The sequence below is a fragment of the Mycobacterium asiaticum DSM 44297 genome (assembly GCF_000613245.1).
In the GTDB taxonomy this organism is placed as follows: domain Bacteria; phylum Actinomycetota; class Actinomycetes; order Mycobacteriales; family Mycobacteriaceae; genus Mycobacterium; species Mycobacterium asiaticum.
The window spans coordinates 1,490,620-1,506,678 of record NZ_HG964937.1; the positions used below are offsets into that span (position 1 = coordinate 1,490,620).

18 protein-coding genes are annotated in these 16,059 nt (G+C 65.7%); 10 read left to right on the forward strand and 8 right to left on the reverse strand.

All coding sequences use genetic code 11. The features are described 5' to 3' along the window. Window positions 1-1,152, reverse strand: a complete 1,152-nt coding sequence (locus tag BN972_RS17355) for a DUF7159 family protein (RefSeq protein WP_036361163.1) — start codon at window positions 1,150-1,152, stop codon at window positions 1-3. Between the two features lie 572 nt (window positions 1,153-1,724). On the opposite strand from BN972_RS17355, the gene ag85B reads away from it, so the two are divergent. Next, on the forward strand, window positions 1,725-2,702 hold the full coding sequence (gene ag85B / locus BN972_RS17360; protein WP_036360167.1) for a diacylglycerol acyltransferase/mycolyltransferase Ag85B: 978 nt from the start codon (window positions 1,725-1,727) through the stop codon (window positions 2,700-2,702). A gap of 78 nt (window positions 2,703-2,780) precedes the next feature. Here ag85B and BN972_RS17365 read toward each other — a convergent pair whose 3' ends face one another. Beyond that, the gene (locus BN972_RS17365) at window positions 2,781-3,383 is read right to left on the reverse strand and encodes a hypothetical protein (RefSeq protein ID WP_235192483.1); all 603 of its coding nucleotides are present in this window, start codon (window positions 3,381-3,383) and stop codon (window positions 2,781-2,783) included. A 76-nt stretch (window positions 3,384-3,459) separates the two neighbouring features. Here BN972_RS17365 and BN972_RS17370 point away from each other — a divergent pair, with 76 nt between their 5' ends. The 7 genes from BN972_RS17370 (at window position 3,460) to BN972_RS17400 (ending at window position 8,598) form a co-directional block, all read left to right on the forward strand. Further along, complete coding sequence (locus BN972_RS17370) at window positions 3,460-4,305, forward strand: alpha/beta fold hydrolase (RefSeq protein WP_036360169.1); 846 nt, start codon at window positions 3,460-3,462, stop codon at window positions 4,303-4,305. Then, window positions 4,298-4,876, forward strand: a complete 579-nt coding sequence (locus tag BN972_RS17375; protein WP_051545551.1) for a chorismate mutase — start codon at window positions 4,298-4,300, stop codon at window positions 4,874-4,876. Before BN972_RS17370 ends, BN972_RS17375 begins: the two co-directional genes overlap by 8 nt. Window positions 4,877-4,983: 107 nt before the next feature. Further along, on the forward strand, window positions 4,984-5,400 hold the full coding sequence (locus BN972_RS17380; RefSeq protein ID WP_036361169.1) for a transglycosylase family protein: 417 nt from the start codon (window positions 4,984-4,986) through the stop codon (window positions 5,398-5,400). A gap of 51 nt (window positions 5,401-5,451) precedes the next feature. Then, window positions 5,452-5,916, forward strand: coding sequence for an SRPBCC family protein (locus BN972_RS17385; protein ID WP_036360171.1), 465 nt, complete (start codon window positions 5,452-5,454; stop codon window positions 5,914-5,916). Between the two features lie 21 nt (window positions 5,917-5,937). Beyond that, the gene (locus BN972_RS17390) at window positions 5,938-6,780 is read left to right on the forward strand and encodes an SDR family oxidoreductase (RefSeq protein ID WP_036360173.1); all 843 of its coding nucleotides are present in this window, start codon (window positions 5,938-5,940) and stop codon (window positions 6,778-6,780) included. Window positions 6,781-6,823: 43 nt separating this feature from the next. Then, a complete protein-coding gene (locus tag BN972_RS17395) occupies window positions 6,824-7,246 on the forward strand; it encodes a lipoprotein LpqH (RefSeq protein WP_036360175.1) in 423 nt (140 codons plus the stop codon). Between the two features lie 2 nt (window positions 7,247-7,248). Then, window positions 7,249-8,598 (forward strand): cytochrome P450, encoded by a 1,350-nt coding sequence (locus tag BN972_RS17400; protein ID WP_036361170.1) that lies wholly within the window; start codon window positions 7,249-7,251, stop codon window positions 8,596-8,598. On the opposite strand, the gene BN972_RS17405 is transcribed toward BN972_RS17400, so the two are convergent. Next, window positions 8,573-10,471: a potassium transporter Kup gene (locus BN972_RS17405; RefSeq protein WP_051545553.1), complete on the reverse strand. Its 1,899-nt coding sequence runs from the start codon at window positions 10,469-10,471 to the stop codon at window positions 8,573-8,575. The two genes, BN972_RS17400 and BN972_RS17405, sit on opposite strands and share 26 nt — an antisense overlap. Window positions 10,472-10,718: 247 nt before the next feature. Between BN972_RS17405 and BN972_RS17410 the strand changes: the two genes are divergently transcribed. Then, complete coding sequence (locus BN972_RS17410) at window positions 10,719-11,177, forward strand: nuclear transport factor 2 family protein (RefSeq protein WP_036360177.1); 459 nt, start codon at window positions 10,719-10,721, stop codon at window positions 11,175-11,177. Window positions 11,178-11,206: 29 nt separating this feature from the next. After that, on the forward strand, window positions 11,207-11,770 hold the full coding sequence (locus tag BN972_RS17415) for a dihydrofolate reductase family protein (protein ID WP_036360179.1): 564 nt from the start codon (window positions 11,207-11,209) through the stop codon (window positions 11,768-11,770). Here BN972_RS17415 and BN972_RS17420 read toward each other — a convergent pair. The 5 genes from BN972_RS17420 to BN972_RS17440 are packed head-to-tail and all read right to left on the reverse strand — an operon-like array spanning window position 11,767 to window position 16,032. Then, the gene (locus BN972_RS17420; protein ID WP_036360181.1) at window positions 11,767-12,201 is read right to left on the reverse strand and encodes an SRPBCC family protein; all 435 of its coding nucleotides are present in this window, start codon (window positions 12,199-12,201) and stop codon (window positions 11,767-11,769) included. The genes BN972_RS17415 and BN972_RS17420 overlap by 4 nt on opposite strands. Beyond that, window positions 12,201-13,034, reverse strand: coding sequence for a lysophospholipid acyltransferase family protein (locus BN972_RS17425; protein ID WP_036360183.1), 834 nt, complete (start codon window positions 13,032-13,034; stop codon window positions 12,201-12,203). Before BN972_RS17425 ends, BN972_RS17420 begins: the two co-directional genes overlap by 1 nt. Before the next feature lie 15 nt (window positions 13,035-13,049). Then, a complete protein-coding gene (locus tag BN972_RS17430; RefSeq protein ID WP_036360185.1) occupies window positions 13,050-14,186 on the reverse strand; it encodes an amidohydrolase family protein in 1,137 nt (378 codons plus the stop codon). Continuing rightward, a complete protein-coding gene (locus BN972_RS17435; protein WP_036361172.1) occupies window positions 14,183-15,541 on the reverse strand; it encodes a type I glutamate--ammonia ligase in 1,359 nt (452 codons plus the stop codon). Before BN972_RS17435 ends, BN972_RS17430 begins: the two co-directional genes overlap by 4 nt. Next, a complete protein-coding gene (locus BN972_RS17440; RefSeq protein WP_036360187.1) occupies window positions 15,538-16,032 on the reverse strand; it encodes a carboxymuconolactone decarboxylase family protein in 495 nt (164 codons plus the stop codon). Before BN972_RS17440 ends, BN972_RS17435 begins: the two co-directional genes overlap by 4 nt. Window positions 16,033-16,059: the final 27 nt, after the last annotated feature.

Below are 16,059 nucleotides of genomic sequence, written 5' to 3' on the forward strand. Positions count from 1 at the left end.
TTACTCGGGCGGGCGCCCCGGCTCGGCGTAACTGCCGGGAATGTGCTCGAGCACTCTGCTCAAGCGCAGCGGACCGTCGCCGGCCGCCGGCTCGGGCACCGCGCCGCCGGGCTGCCCGACGGCCCCGGATTCATCGACCTGTTCACCGGCGGTCAGCCGGACGGGTTCCTGTTGCGGCGGTACCGGGGCCGGCGCTGCCGGAACCGCGGCCGGCGGAACCGGTCGCGGCGCCTCCGCCTCGGCGACCGGCGGCGTCGACTTGTGCACGACGGGGTGGGAAGGGTGCGAATCCTTGCCCGGGGCCAGTTGCATGCCTACCGCCAGCGATACCGACGCCACGAAGGTCACCGCCGCCGCCGCCAGCGTCGTCGCCGCTCCGGCGTACTGGCGGGACCGCGTGGGTGCGGCCGCGACCGGCGCAACGTGATCGGCGATCAGTTCGGCATCGGTGAACTCGGTGCGGCTGGCCGCCGCCAGCGCCGCTCCGCGCGCCACGGTCACCTGCGCCATCGTCTGGGCGAACACCGGAACGGGCAGGACCTTTTCCAGTTGCCAAGAGAAGTCATTGACATCTGCTTCGGAGCCGACCACGACCACCCCGCCCGGTCGCCAGGAGCTGCGGTCGAACATCCCGGTGAGCCAGGAGGTCAGCCCGTCGTACCCGCCGCGAACGTGCTTGACCGCCGTCTGCGTCTCGCCGTCGTGGGTATCGACCATGACCACCGTCGCCCATTCGCGCTCGAGGATGCACACCGCTGTCTGCTGATAGCCGATCACCGGTGCGACGGCCTCTGCGAGCGTCTCGACCGCGTCGAGCAGACGTACGGGTACTACATTGTCGAAGCCGGCGTCGGTCAGCGCCTCTAGCAGCAGTGCGGCCTGGGCGGACGCCTCGTCGCTCCACGTCACGCCGACCACACGCAGCCGGCGGTCCCCGGCGAGCGCCACATCCCGCGCCCGCAGCACTTCGGCTGCCACCTGCTCGGCGGTGTGGACGGCACGCACACCCTGTCCGACGTGACGGCCGCCCTCGACGTTGTCCTGCAGCTGCAACTCGTGGTGGTCGAGGATCGCGCCCTCGGCACTGTGTCCCTCAGCGAGGATCCACCCGACGGCGGTCGGTGTCACCGACAGCCCAAGTACCGTATCCAAATCCCGCACCTCAATCGTCTCCCAAGCCCGCGCACTCTCAGCGATGCCGGTCGCACCAAGGGGCAGGTACGGGACGCGTGAGTGCCGAAACGGCTCGGGGATAGCGTGTCGTAAGTCGGCTTGCTTCGAGCGAGCCTACGCGGTCGCCGGACGTTCGGCTGCGCCGGTCTGGAAACCGCCAGGTGACTCTCAAGTAACCGCGATGTGGCCAAAGATAAATCTGACGCGGGCGGAAATTTCGGGCTGCGTTGCTCGCCGAGCCTACGGCCACCGGAGTACCCCGGTCGAATTGGTTAGCGAAACTGAATGGGTTTTTGCTCCCAGCACTGACTCCGCCTCATTCCAACTGCATAACGCGTGGATAACGCCGCGGCGTGTGTCGCGTTTGTGCGTGTCAGGCCCGGGCTATAACGGATGCGGTCAACCGGCCGGGACGCAGTAACGCAGTTGCTGGCCCCGCGAAGTTAACCGATATCGAACTGAAATGTGTTTGCGCCCGAATCGACATTTGGCCTATTCACACGGTAAGTTCTGGCCGGAGCAAGAGACATAAGGAAAAAGGGGCACAGGTTATGACAGTGGTGAGCGGGAAGATACGGGCCTGGGGTCGCCGACTCCTGGTCGGTGCAGCTGCGGCTGCGGCCCTGCCAGGTCTGATCGGACTCGCCGGGGGCGCGCCGACTGCGGGAGCATTCTCCCGGCCGGGTCTGCCAGTCGAGTACCTGCAGGTGCCGTCCGCGGCGATGGGGCGCAGCATCAAGGTGCAGTTCCAGAGCGGTGGCGACAACTCTCCTGCGGTGTACCTGCTCGACGGCCTGCGTGCTCAGGACGACTACAACGGCTGGGACATCAACACTCCGGCTTTCGAGTGGTACTACCAGTCCGGCCTGTCGGTCGTGATGCCGGTGGGCGGTCAGTCCAGCTTCTACAGCGACTGGTACAACCCCGCCTGTGGTAAGGCCGGTTGCTCCACTTACAAGTGGGAGACCTTCCTGACCAGCGAGCTGCCCTCCTACCTGCAGGCCAACAAGAGCGTCAAGCCGACCGGCAGCGCGGCCGTGGGCATCTCGATGGCCGGTTCGTCGGCGATGATCCTGGCCGCATACCACCCCGCCCAGTTCATCTACGCCGGTTCGCTGTCGGCGCTGCTGGACCCCTCCCAGGGCATGGGCCCGTCGCTGATCGGCCTGGCCATGGGTGACGCGGGTGGCTACAAGGCCTCCGACATGTGGGGCCCGTCGAGCGACCCGGCTTGGCAGCGCAACGACCCGACGCAGCAGATCCCGACGCTGGTCGCCAACAACACCCGCCTGTGGGTCTACTGCGGTAACGGCAAGCCGACCGAACTCGGCGGGGCCAACATGCCGGCCGAGTTCCTGGAGAACTTCGTCCGCAGCAGCAACATCAAGTTCCAGGACGCCTACAACGCGGCCGGTGGCCACAACGCGGTGTTCAACTTCCAGAACGACGGCACGCACAGCTGGGAGTACTGGGGCGCACAGCTGGTCGCCATGAAGGGTGACCTGCAGGGCGCACTGGGCGCTCGCTGAGGCCGGCCCGCACCAGCACCACTACTACTGCGCTTGACGGCAACCGACCGTCAAGCGCAGTAGTGCTTTCGCGGAGCCTCACCGCGCCGAGTCGACCTGACTAGTGACATCGACCCACCCCGCCACGTCGTTGCGATGGTCGGCCATGTTCCGGCACTCGCCGTAGAGGCGCAGTACGCCCAGACTCGGATTGTCATCGTGCCGGTACAGAACCGCCGTGACACCGTCTTTGGACATGGTGGAGCCGTACGCATGGCCGCCCGGCGCTAATCCCTCGATCCAGCCGTCGAAACGCAGAGCTGTGGCGACCGTCTGGAAGTAGGTGTCGGCGCGCTGCTCGGCGGGCAGCGCGAAGGTCAGATGAATCGCCCCTTGATAAGGCGGCTCCTGGTGGCCCCCGCAGGACATCAACAGGTAGCCGGCCGTGGTGGGGCGCAGGCCCGCGGCATCGACGGCCCGTCTGGCATAACCGACCGCCTGGGCCCGACTCTGCTCGTCCGAGACGGCGTCGGCGCGCAAGAGGGTATCGTCCGGCGTGTCATGGAGCCGATCCACCGATACGAAAACACCACCTGCGACCAGGGCTATCGCCAGGGCGGCAGCCAACAATGCCCGGGCCGCGTTCGAACGCAGCCAGTCCGGGTCGCGCGGAGCGTAACGGCGGATGGCCCTGTCCTCCATTGACATTGACTTTCATGCACGCTGTACGTAACTTACGTACTGAGAGTTTGTAAGTTACTTTCGAAGGATAGTCGCGATGCCGCAGGCCACACTCACACAAGCAACCATCGCCTACCGAGTGGTGGGCCCGGAGAAATCGCCACATCCACCGGTGCTGTTCGTGCACGGCATTCTGGCCGACGAACGACTCTGGGACCGCGTCGCGGACGGCCTGGCCGGGCTGGGCTACCGGTGTTTCCTGCCGACGTGGCCGCTGGGGGCACACACGATTGCGGCCAATGATGGAGCAGACCTCTCCCCCCGCGGGATCGCCGCAATGATCAACGAATTTGCGGTGTCCCTCGACCTTTCCGAGGTGACGCTGGTAGGTAATGACACGGGCGGGGCCTTGTGCCAGTTCGTCATCGACGAATATCCCGACCGGATCGGCCGACTGGTACTTACCAACTGCGACGCCTTCGACAAGTTTCCGCCATTCCCGTTCAATGTCGTTTTTGCGGTCCTGCGCGGACCGAAATCCATCAAGACGCTGTTCGCCACGATGAGTTGGTCCAAGCTGCGCCACTCTCCGCTCGGGTTCGGCCTGTTGCTCAGCAATCCCGATGCCGAATTGACCAAATCGTGGCTTGCGCCCGCTCGCGACGACCCGCGCATCGCGGGCAACCTCGCCGAGTTGCTGCGCCACGTCGCGGCCACGGATCTAGTCGACGTATCCACCCGGTTCTCGCGCTTCACCAAGCCCGTCACGCTGGTATGGGGCCTGCGTGACCGGTGCTTCAAGCCGGCGCTGGGCCGGCAAATGGCCACCCTTTTCGTCAATTCGACGATGATCGAGGTGCCTGGGGCGAGAACCTTCGTGTCGCTCGATAATCCGGCTGCCGTGATCAACGCAATCGCGACGGTCCCCGCACACAGTGGTTAAGGCCTGCTTCGTTGCTGGGCTGATCACCGCGCTGCTCCTCGCGCCGCCGGCGCGAGCCGACAACTCGCTGACCGTTCTGATCGACGCCGCCGCCGAGCGACTGCAGATTGCCGAGCCGGTAGCGGCCCACAAGTGGAATACGCACACCGCCATCGAGGATCCGGCCCGCGTCGAGCAGGAACTCGCCACACTGCGAGCCGAAGCCGAAGCGCATCAAATCGATCCGAACTACCCCGACTACCCCGACTACATAGTCACAATCTTCGGCGACCAGGTCCGTGCCACCGAAGCCATCGAGTACAGCAAATTCGCGCAGTGGAAACTCGACGGCGCCGCCGCACCCCCGCCATCGCAGGACCTTTCGGCGTCGCGGGCGCAGATCGACGCCCTCAACACTAAGATTTTGTCTCAGATATCGCTTAATTGGGGTTTGCTGCGCTCCCCGTCCTGCGAGCGTGGTGTGGACGAGGCTCGAGCCGAGGTCATCCGTGCCCGCAGGTTCGACGACCTCTATCAACGCGCGCTCGACACGGCCACCCGGTCCTACTGTCTGCCTCAATCGGCCGGTTGAAAAGCCCCGCTGAGCAGGGTTTGCGCCAATCTCAAAGTGATAGATAACCGGTCTCATAATTTCTTCTAGTCGGTAACGCTTTGACTACAGCCGGCGAAATGCCGGTCATGACACACATCACAAAGCCCCTCATCAAGTCGGTCATGACCGCCGGTTTCGTGGCGGTGGGTATGTCATTTTCCACCGGCGTCGCCGAAGCGGACTCCATGAATTGGGAAGCCGTTGCGCAGTGCGAGTCTGGCGGCAACTGGGCCGCAAACACCGGCAACGGCGCCTACGGCGGGCTGCAGTTCAAGCAGGCTACGTGGGAGGAATACGGCGGCGTCGGAAGCCCGGCAAAGGCCTCTAAGCAGCAACAAATCGCGGTGGCCAACCGTGTCCTGGCCGGCCAGGGACCCGGCGCCTGGCCGAAGTGCTCCAAGGTGGGCGGCATGGCGCCCGGCACTGCGCAGGTGCCGCACCCCGGTCAGCAACTGCAGCAGACCCTCACCCAGATCATCGGGATCTTCATGCCCAAACAGTAAATATCGGCAGCCGGGGTGGTTTCGTTACAGCAGGCGTGTTTGGATTCTCCTATGGAGGGTTCAGCGACTGTTCATATGGCGGCACCGGCGGAGAAAATCTGGGAATTGATCGCCGATATTCGAAATACTGGCCGCTTCTCGCCGGAGACATTTGAGGCCGAGTGGCTGAACGGCGCGACCGGGCCGGAGTTGGGCGCCCGCTTCCGTGGGCACGTCCGGCGCAACGAGATCGGCCCGGTGTACTGGACCACCTGCGAGGTGACGGCGTGCGAGCCAGGCCGTGAGTTCGGGTTTGCTGTGCTGCTCGGCGACCGGGTGGTGAACAACTGGCACTACCGGTTGACGCCGGCGGGACCGGATGGGCAGTCCACCGACGTGACCGAGTCCTTTCGGCTCGCTCCCTCCCCGTTGAATAACGTCTATCTGGTGTTCGGCGGGTTCCTGCGGAGGCGGCGCAACATCAGAGACATGACCAAGACACTGAATCGCATCAAAGACGTGGTCGAAGCGGGTTGAGGGGCGGCTGAAAACAGATCGATGAAGACCATATTCATCACCGGCGCCGGAAGCGGTATGGGCCGCGAGGGCGTGAAGCTGTTCCACAGCAATGGCTGGCGAGTCGGTGCCGTGGACCGCAACGACGACGGACTGGCCGCGCTGTGCGTGGAATTGGGGGCGGGACTGTGGACCCGGGTCGTCGACGTGACGGACAAGGCGGCCCTTGATGCGGCGCTGGCGGACTTCTGCGCCGGCAACGCCGGCGGCGGCCTGGACATGATGTGGAACAACGCCGGCATCGGTGAGGGGGGCTGGTTCGAGGACGTGCCCTACGAGGCAGCCATGCGGGTAATCGACGTCAACTTCAAAGCGGTCGTGGCCGGCGCCTACGGTTCGCTGCCCTACCTCAAGAAGTCACCGGGCAGCCTGATGTTCTCCACGTCGTCGTCGTCGGGCACCTACGGGATGCCCCGCATCGCCATCTATTCGGCGACCAAGCACGCGGTCAAAGGGCTGACCGAGGCGTTGAGCGTGGAGTGGGAGCGGCACGGTGTGCGGGTCGCCGACGTGCTGCCCGGTCTGATCGACACCGCCATCCTTACCTCCACGCCGCAACATTCGACAGAGGGCTCAGCGGATGCGCCGGCCACGATGTCCCCCGAGGAGTTGCGGGCGGCGGCGCCCAAGCGCGGCATGTTCCGCCTGATGCCGGCTTCCAGCGTGGCCGAGGTGGCGTGGCGCGCCTACCATCATCCGACCCGGCTGCACTGGTATGTCCCCGGCAGCATCCGCTGGATCGACCGCTTCAAAGGGGTCAGTCCTGAGTTAGTTCGTAGAAGCATCATCAAGGCATTGCCCAGGATGAACCCGAAACAGCCATAATGTTTTCCTGCAGACCGCAGCGGGGCCGAGAGGGAGGTGGCTGGTGCAAAACCGGTTGGTCGCAGTGACAGCAATCGCGGTGGCCGTCGCCGGCGCCGTCTCGGGATGCGGCGGCACCCAGACCGTGCCGCGCCATGCCGCAAAGGTGACCATCGACGGGAACGCGCTCACCACCCGCCCGCCGTCGTGCAGCCAAATCGAGTCGTACCGCACCATCGACATCCGTGACCGGGACGGCCAGGTGCAGGCGGTGGTGCTGATGAGCGGAGACCGCGTGCTGCCGCAGTTCGTCAAGATCCGCAACATCGGCGGATTCACCGGCAGCTATTACGAGGGCGGGGTCGGGGACGCCCGCGTCGACTTGTCCAAGAACGCCTACACCATTACCGGCAGCGCGCAGGGCATCGCCAGCAACAACCCCAACAAGGTCGTGACGACAGACTTCAAGATCAGCGCCGAGTGCTGACGGTGAAGGAAAGACTGCACTGGTTCGCAATGCACGGGGTGATCCGCGGGATCGCCACGGTCGGGATCCGGCGGGGTGACCTGCAGGCCCGATTGATCGCCGACTCGACACTGGGTGACAATCCGGTGCCGTTCTACGACGAGGTCCAGCGGCACGGTCCGCTGGTGCGCAACCGGGCGAACTACATGGCCGTCGACCATCGCCTGGCGCATGATCTGTTGCGCTCGGACGACTTTCATGTCATCGCGTTCGGCGACAATCTGCCGGCGCCGCTGCGCTGGCTCGAGCGGCGTACCCGCGACGATCGCCTCCATCCGATGCGGCCACCGTCCTTGCTGGCGGTCGAGCCGCCCGATCACACCCGCTACCGTAAGACGGTTTCGGCGGTCTTCACCTCGCGGGCGGTCAGCGCGTTGCGCGACCGGGTCGAGCAGACGGCTGTCGGGCTGCTCGACCAACTCACCGAGCGGCCCGGCGCCGTCGACATCGTCGGGCGGTACTGCTCGCAACTGCCGATCACCGTCATCAGCGAGATCCTCGGCGTACCGGAATACGACCGGCGCCGCGTGCTGGAATTCGGGGAGCTGGCCGCCCCCAGTCTGGATGTCGGACTGCCCTGGCAGCAGTACCAGCGGGTGCAGCGCGGCGTGGCGGGATTCAACACCTGGCTCGTCGAGCATCTGGGACAGTTGCGGCGGGCCCCTGGCGACGACCTGATGAGCCAGCTGATCCAGACGGCCGAGGGTGGCGACGCTGAGGGCTACCTCGACGAAACCGAACTGCAGGCGGTCGCCGGTCTGGTGTTGGTCGCCGGCTTCGAGACCACAGTCAACTTGCTGGGCAACGGAATCCGGCTGTTGCTGGACCATCCCGAACAGCTCGAGACACTACGGGCCCGGCCGGAATTGTGGCCCAACGCGGTCGAGGAGATTCTGCGGTTCGACTCGCCGGTCCAGCTCACCGCCCGAGTGGCCGGCAACGACGTCGAGGTGGCCGGGGTACCCATCAAGCGGGGCGAGGTGGTGGTGGTCTATCTGGCCGCCGCCAACCGCGACCCTGCGGTGTTCGATGACCCACACCGCTTCGACATCGAACGCCCCAATGCCGGAAAGCATTTGTCGTTCTCGACCGGCCGGCACTTCTGCCTGGGCGCCGCGCTCGCCCGCGCCGAGGGCGAGGTCGGACTGCGCACGTTCTTCGACCGCTTCCCGGACGCCCGGGCCGAGGGCGGCGGGACCCGACGAACCACCCGGGTGCTGCGCGGGTGGTCGACGCTGCCGGTGACGCTGGGGCCGGCCCGGGCTGGTGCCGCCTCGATGGCCGACGTCAAACCTCTATCCGTGAACCCATGATCACGGTGCTCTCGGATGGCAGCCCGAAGTATTCGGCAGCGTCGGCTGTGGCGTAGGACGTCGCGATGAACAGGCGTTTGCGCCAGGCCGCCATGGTTGGTGCCGACCCCCTGACCAGCTCGAGTTTGGACAGGAAGTACGAGGCGTCGTCGAGGTCGATCCGGCCCTCCGTTTCGCTCGGCTCTAGCAGGCTCAACGCCTCGCGAACTTTCGGGGTTTCCATATACCCGAATTGCGCTGTCACATGGATGATTCCGTCTTTGGCGTAGCCGAGCGCGTCGACCTCGTTCCGTTCGGATTCGGGCACCCGCGGCACCGGCAGGGTGACGATCGCCAGAACCACCACGTGTTCGTGGAGCACGTGGTTGTGCTCCACGTTGGCCCGTAACGCCAGCGGCGCGGAATGCTTCCCGCGGTTGAGGAATATCGCGGTGCCCGCGACCCTAGTGACCGGGTGCTCGTGGGCGGCCAGGCTGTCCACGAATTCACGCAGCGGTCCTTCGGCTTCTTCCCTTGTACGCGTCACGATTTCGCGACCTCGCTGCCAGGTGGTCATCACGGTGTAGGCCACCAGCGCGATCAGCAGCGGGAGCCACGCCCCATGAACCAGCTTGGTCAGGTTGGCCGCCAGAAACATCAGGTCGACCGTCAGCAGGGCGCCGCCACCGACGACGATCAGCCACAGCGGGGTCTTCCATCTGGTGTGCGCGATATAGAGAAACAGCGTCGTGGTGATGGTGATGGTGCCGGTGACCGCCATGCCGAAGGCGAAGGCCAGCGCGGCCGAGCTACGGAAGGCGAACACGAGGGTCAGCACGGAAACCAACAACAGTCCGTTGATCCATGGGACGTAGATCTGCCCTATCGTCGACTCCGAGGTGTGCGCGATCCGCAACCGGGGCAAATAGCCGAGCTGCGCGGCCTGCGACGCTACGGAGAATGCCCCGGTGATGACGGCTTGCGACGCGATCACGGTGGCGGCGGTGGCCAGCAGGACCATGGGCAGCCGGGCCCAGTCGGGGATCAGCAGGAAGAAGGGCGCACTCGCGGTCTTGGGATCGCCAAGCACCAACGCTCCCTGCCCAAGGTAGCTCAGGGTGCACCCAGGCAGCACCAGCAGCAGCCAGCCCGAGGTGATCGCGCGCCGGCCGAAGTGACCCATGTCGGCATAGAGCGCCTCCGCGCCCGTCACCGCCAGCACAATCGCGGCGAGTGAGAAGAAGGCGAAGTGGAAATGCCCGACCATGAACTTGATCGCATAAACCGGTGACAACGCCTTGAGGATTTCCGGGTGGTCGGCAATCCCGAGTGCCCCGCACGCGCCGATCGCGGTGAACCAGGCGATCATCACCGGTCCGAAGAACCGGCCGACAGCGCTGGTGCCGTGGCGCTGCACCGAGAACAGCGCAATGATGATCACCGCCGTGATCGGCACGACCCACGAATCGAATTGTGGCTGTATGACTTTGACGCCTTCAACGGCCGAGAGCACGGATATCGCCGGGGTGATCATGCTGTCGCCGAAGAACAGGGCGGCACCGAAGATGCCCAGTAGGCTCAGCGCGGCGACCGTGCGCCGCTCAACGCCGCGGCCCAACATCGTGATCAGCGCCATGATGCCGCCCTCGCCGTGGTTGTCGGCGCGTAGCACCAGGGTGACGTAGGTGAAGGTCACGATGATCATCACCGACCAGAAGATCAGCGACACCACGCCGTACACATTGTCCGTGCTGATCGGCACGGGATGTGGGTCGTCGGGGTTGAAGACCGTCTGAATCGTGTAGATCGGGCTCGTGCCGATGTCGCCGAAGACCACGCCGAGCGCGCCAACCACAGCGCCAATCGTCGCGGTCGTTGTGGAATTTGCTCGCACGGCAGGATCCTATGCGTAATCAGCTCACATAACCGCCTAACAAGTCCAGGATCCATTGCCGGGTGTCGGCGGACGCCGCGCGGGCCGGGGTCGTTGAAGGGAGCATGATCGCCGTCCTTTTCTAAAATCAGCTCGTGAACCGGCAACGATCGAACGGCCCTCGCCGTGCTGCCGCCCGTGACGCGCTACCCGCCGCAGCGAGTATGCCCGGTTGACACCCGCGCGAGCGCAGGGTTAATTGACGGGCATGACAGAGGTTTCAACGTCCGCACCGGCAGACGTGGTCGTCGGCTTGTGGCAGGCACTTTCGCGGCGGGACTGGGATGCGGTCAAGTCATTCCTGTCGGATGACTGTCTCTACGTCGACATGCCGGTCCCGGCACTGGCCGCGCGCGGTCCGGATGACATCGTGACCCGGCTGAAGCTCGGGCTCGAGCCGCTGGCCGCGTACGAGAACCACGACGGTGTCCTGGTGTCGAACGACTCCGACGTCATCTACGAGCATTCGGAGACCTGGACGTTCCAGACCGGAGAAAAGGGCGTCCTACGGTTCGTCACTGTGCACAAAGTTGTGGACGGCAAAATCACTGTGTGGAAAGACTATTGGGACTTCAATAGTTTGGTCGCGTTCGCGCCGCCCAACCACTTCGAGAACCTCGCCGGCGGGGATACCTCCTGGATCTTCGACGCGAGCGCCCTGGTCTAGCGACGCGCCGACGAGGCAGTCTGATCTGCATGGGCAAACTCATCTATGCCTTCAACGTGTCGGTGGACGGCTACATCGCCGACGCACAAGGCAGCATCGAGTGGAGCGAACCCAGCGAAGAACTGCACCGGTACTGGAACGAGTTCGAGCGCGAGACCGCCCTGTCGTTCTACGGCCGGCGGCTGTACGAACTGATGTCCGCGTACTGGCCTACCGCCGACCAGGCCCCGGACGCCACCCCGACGATCGTTGATTTCGCCCGCATCTGGCGCGGCATGCCCAAGGTGGTGTTCTCGCGCACTTTGGAGTCCGTCGAGTGGAACTCCCGCTTGGAACGCGGCGACCCGGTCGAGGTGGTGACGAGGCTGAAAGCCGAAACCGACGGGACGCTGGAGGTGGCCGGCGCGACTCTGGCCGCACCGATCGTGCGGGCCGGATTGGTGGACGAATACCGGATCGTCCTCGTGCCCGCCGCCGTGGGCGGCGGCACCCCGTTCTTCCCGCCCCTGCCGTCGTGGATCTCACTGCGGCTGTTGGAGAATCGCACCTTCCCGGGTGGCACTGTCCTGCTGCGCTACGAGGTGAAACACTAGGACTCGGCGAGCGCCTTCAGGCGTTTGAGCGTCTCGGAAAGCGTGCGCCCGACCTGGCGCACCGCGATGCGATCCGCGAGGTAGCCGAGTATTCCGCCCGGTGCCTGATAGGACAGCCGGAACGTCACCTTGGTCTCGCCGTCACCGCCGTCCCGCAGCCGGATCCGGCCCCGCAACGTGATTCCGGTGATACCGACGAACGCCAGGTCGCGGTTGTCGTCGAACTCCACGACTTCGATCAGCCCGCCGACCGGTACCGAGCCGATCTTCCAGTGCACGATGTAGCGGGCGCCGACGCCAGACGGCTGGTCGTTGGCCGTCTCCCAGCGCTCCAGGTTGCTCATGAAGGACGGGTAGGTGTCCGGGTCGCTGACGATCTTCCAGACCGCATCGCGGTCGGCCTTGACCACACACCGGCGTTCGACGCGCATCAGCCCAGCACCGGGAATCGACGTTGTGCGGCCAGCCGATCGACGCCGCCCTGCAGACTTTCCATCACCTTGTCGTGTACCGCCTGGTCATCGCCGTCGACCTCGATCGGCTCCTGCACCTCGATCACGATCTTGGTCGGCAGCGGTATGTGACCGGCCAGGTCACTGATGTTCAGGCCCCAGGGCAGCGCCAGAGATATCGGAATGCTCTTGAGCCGCAACAATTTATCCGCCATCAGAAGTTTGGCCAGCCACTGCCCGCGGTTGAGGAATAAGGCACTTTCCTGGCCGCCCACACTGGCCACCGGAACGATCGGCACGCCGGCCTCCCGGGCCAATCGCACATAACCCATCCGGCCGCCGAAGTCGACCTTGTGCCGTTCCCACGACGGCCGGAATACCTCGTAGTCCCCACCGGGATAGACCAGCAGAGCGGCGCCGGATTCCAGCGCCAGGCGGGCGTTTTCGTGATTCGCGGCGACGGTGCCGAACTTGCGCAGCCAGCCCAGCGGCGGCGCGGAGACGACGAGGTTGTGGGCAAGCTGGTAGAAGGGCCGCTCCACGCCGAAGTAGGAACAGAACGCGAGGGTGAAGACGAAGGTGTCGGGTGGGACGTTACCGCCGCTGTGATTGCCGACCAGCAGCACCGGACCCTCGGGCGGAATACGGTCCAACCCGCGTACGTCAGCCCGGAAGTAGAGGGAGGCGAGCAGCCACGTGCCGGGTAACTGATCGCGGATGTAGTCGGGGTCGCGCTGGTCGAGGTCGGCCTTGGGAACCCGGGACGTGACCTGCTTACGGGCCCACTCCGTGGCTTCGCCGAGAACGCCCATGTCGGAGATCCTGTCCTAGCGTGAGCCGACGTCCAGCTGGTAGACGCGGGCGGAGTTGTCGTGTGCAATGAAATCGACTACCCGAATTGCGTCGCTTTCACACCAGTCCCCGTTGTCGACGAAGCCCTGCAGGACGCGGTGAATGGCGCTGCGCCACAAGACGGCGCCGAGGTAGTGCAGTTCGGCGGGGCCAAAACCGTCCGACGAATAAAGGATCTTGCGGAACGGCGCGAGTTCGAGCAGCCTGGCCACGAATGCCGGCGCCCGGGCCCCGAGAAAGTTCACCGTCAGGCCGCCGTCGAGGTAGACGTGGTTGAACGCCTGGGCCAGGTAGCCGGCTTCGCGCTCGTAGGGATAGCAGTGCAGCAAAACGATCGGGGTGTCCCCGGACTGACGCAGAAAGTCAAGCAGCAGAAGCGGATTGGTCTTGTGCAGGTCGCAATCGCGATCGCCCAGGCCGACATGGAATTGCAGCGGCTTGCCCAGCCGCAGTCCCTGGTGCAGGCCGAAGCGCAGCAACACCCGATCGGTGCAGCGGCGGCCACCCGCGTCGCGCCAGCGCTCGGCCGCCCGTTCGACTTCCGCCGGTGACGGCTCGCTCAGATCGCCCTCGAACCCGCCACGGTAGGCCAGGATCGATTTGGTGCCCACGGCCGCGGCGCCGCGCCGGTGCAGGATCTCTGCAAACGCGCCGGCGTAGTCGCCGGGAGCCTGCACGGCTTCCTCAGCGACCTGCTCGAGGCGGACGATTTCCGCCGCGTGAGCACCGCTCAGCTCGGTGACCTGCGCGACGCCGCCGATGTCGTCGCCGAGACCGGTATCCACCAGCCAGGTGCTGACCCCGGCGGCCGGCAGGAACAAACGGGCCAGGTCGGGCTCGCTCAACTGGCAGCGGCGGGCCCAATATGCCTGCGCATCAACGTGTCTGGGGAGGCCCAGCAGCGGTGCGCAGTGGTTGCGCAGCGCGAAACCGAGTTGGCTGTCGAAACCCGAGTCGAACTCGGCGAGGGGCTGCGTATTGGCTTCGTTGAGAGCATTCTCGAAGCGGCGGCGGTCCCCCGCCGTCAACCAGCAGCCGTGCATGTGCTGATCGATCAGCACAACCTGCTGGACGTGCTGGGCCAGCCGCGAATCCGGCAGTGGCGCGGTCATAAGCTCCAGGCCATCCGAAACCGGTCGGCCAGCGCGTCGGAATCCAGCCCGCCGTAGCGGTCGTGCTCCATCAAACGCACCGCGACCACCATGTCGACTACCGCGTCGCTCAGAATCGACCGCATCAGAGCCGACTCGTCAAGCGCGGCAATCACTTCCGTTTGGACATCGGGTAGCAGGGAGATGCCTGCGGCGGCCCGCTCCGCCGCCGAGAGCAGGGCGGGATCTTTCGTCGTCTGCGACGGTAACGTCGCTTCGTTCCTGATGCCCTCGAGTGCGAGCCCGAGAATGGCCGCAGTTGCGTAGTAAGGGTTGGCCGACGGGTCGACGATCTTGACCTCGACATTGCCGCCGTGCGGATTCGCCGGGCCAGCCTCGATGAATCGCAGCGCCGCCTCACGGTTCTCGATGCCCCAGCAGGCATACGCCCCGGCCCAGTTCCCGGGCCGCATCCGCAACCCGGACATGATGGAACCGCACAGCATCCCCTGCGCGCCGGCCAGGCCGTGCAGCACCCCCGCGACCGCGGCCTCGCCCGACCCGGTCATGCCGCCCGGGCCGGTGCCGCCGGAGAACAGCGGCCGTTCTTGCCTGCGCAGCGAGAAATGCTGGTGGGCACCAGATCCGGCGCTGCCAGTGAACGGCGCCGGTGACAGGCTGACCCGCAAACCGTATCGGCGGGCGGCGCGGGCGACGATGATTCGCATCAGGACCAGATGGTCGGCTGCGGCCACCGGTGAGCGCGGGGCCAGCGAGATCTCGAACTGGTTCGCCCCGTATTCGGGATGGAACTGCTCCATCGCGACGCCCGCCGACGTCGCCGCGACGGTCACATCGCGGACGAAGGCCTCGTGCTCGAGAACACCGGCAAGACCGTACTGGGCCCACGATGTGGAGGGCAGCCGGTCGCCGTGTGCATCGACGAGAACGAATTCGAGCTCGTGGCCGACGGCCGCATCGATGCCGGCTTCGGCCAGCGCGTTCTCGACTCGCCTGAGTGTGCCTCGCGCACACAGCGCAACGGGAGAACCGTCCTGTTCAAAGAATTCCGCGGGCGCCCAGGCCAGGCCGCTGCCGAGGACGCGGAGGGCGGTCAGGTCGATGCGCAGGCGCTGATCCCCGACCACGCCGACCTTGTCGGTGAACGCGATGCCGGTCTGGTCGATCGCGAACGCGTGCCACGACGGACTGGCGCCGAGCCCAGGATCGGCGAAGGCATTGATCCGGCGGACCGGCACTGTCTTGGCGTGGGTCAAACCCGCGGGGTTCACGACGGTGCCGATGACGGTGTCGACGCCCTGGGCCTCGAGCCAGCCGATCGCGCCCGCCGGCGTAGGCGGGCGCGTCGTCGTCAGGCCCGGCTGGGCAGGGTCAGCTTGCACGCCTGGCCGATGTCGAGGGTCCGCAGCACGCGGCCCATGCCCACCCACAGCGCACACGAGATGGCCAGGTCGGCCAGCAACTCCTCGGTGAAGTGTTCCGCGGCCCGCGCCCAGAAGTCTTCGTCGTCCCGCAGGACGGTGTGTTCGGTGGAGAACCGGTGCGCGAATTCGGCTGCCAACCGCTCCTGTTCGCTGTATCCCGGCCAGGTGCGCCATTCGGTGGCGTGCTCGTAGAGCTCCTCGTCGACTCCGGCCGCAGGCCCGTCGGCGTCGCGAGTATTGGCGCAGACGATGCACTCGTTGTTGTTGGCGATCACGGCACGCGCAATCTCGCGAGTGCGCAGTGGCAGCCGGTTGCTGGTGTACACGGCGCGGCTGAAATTGGCCATTGCGCCGCCGAGTTCAGGGGACTTGAGGACCCAGCCAGCAACGTCGTCATCTGCGAAAGTTCCGATTCGGCTCATGGCGAGATGGTACGCCCGCGGCCTGGG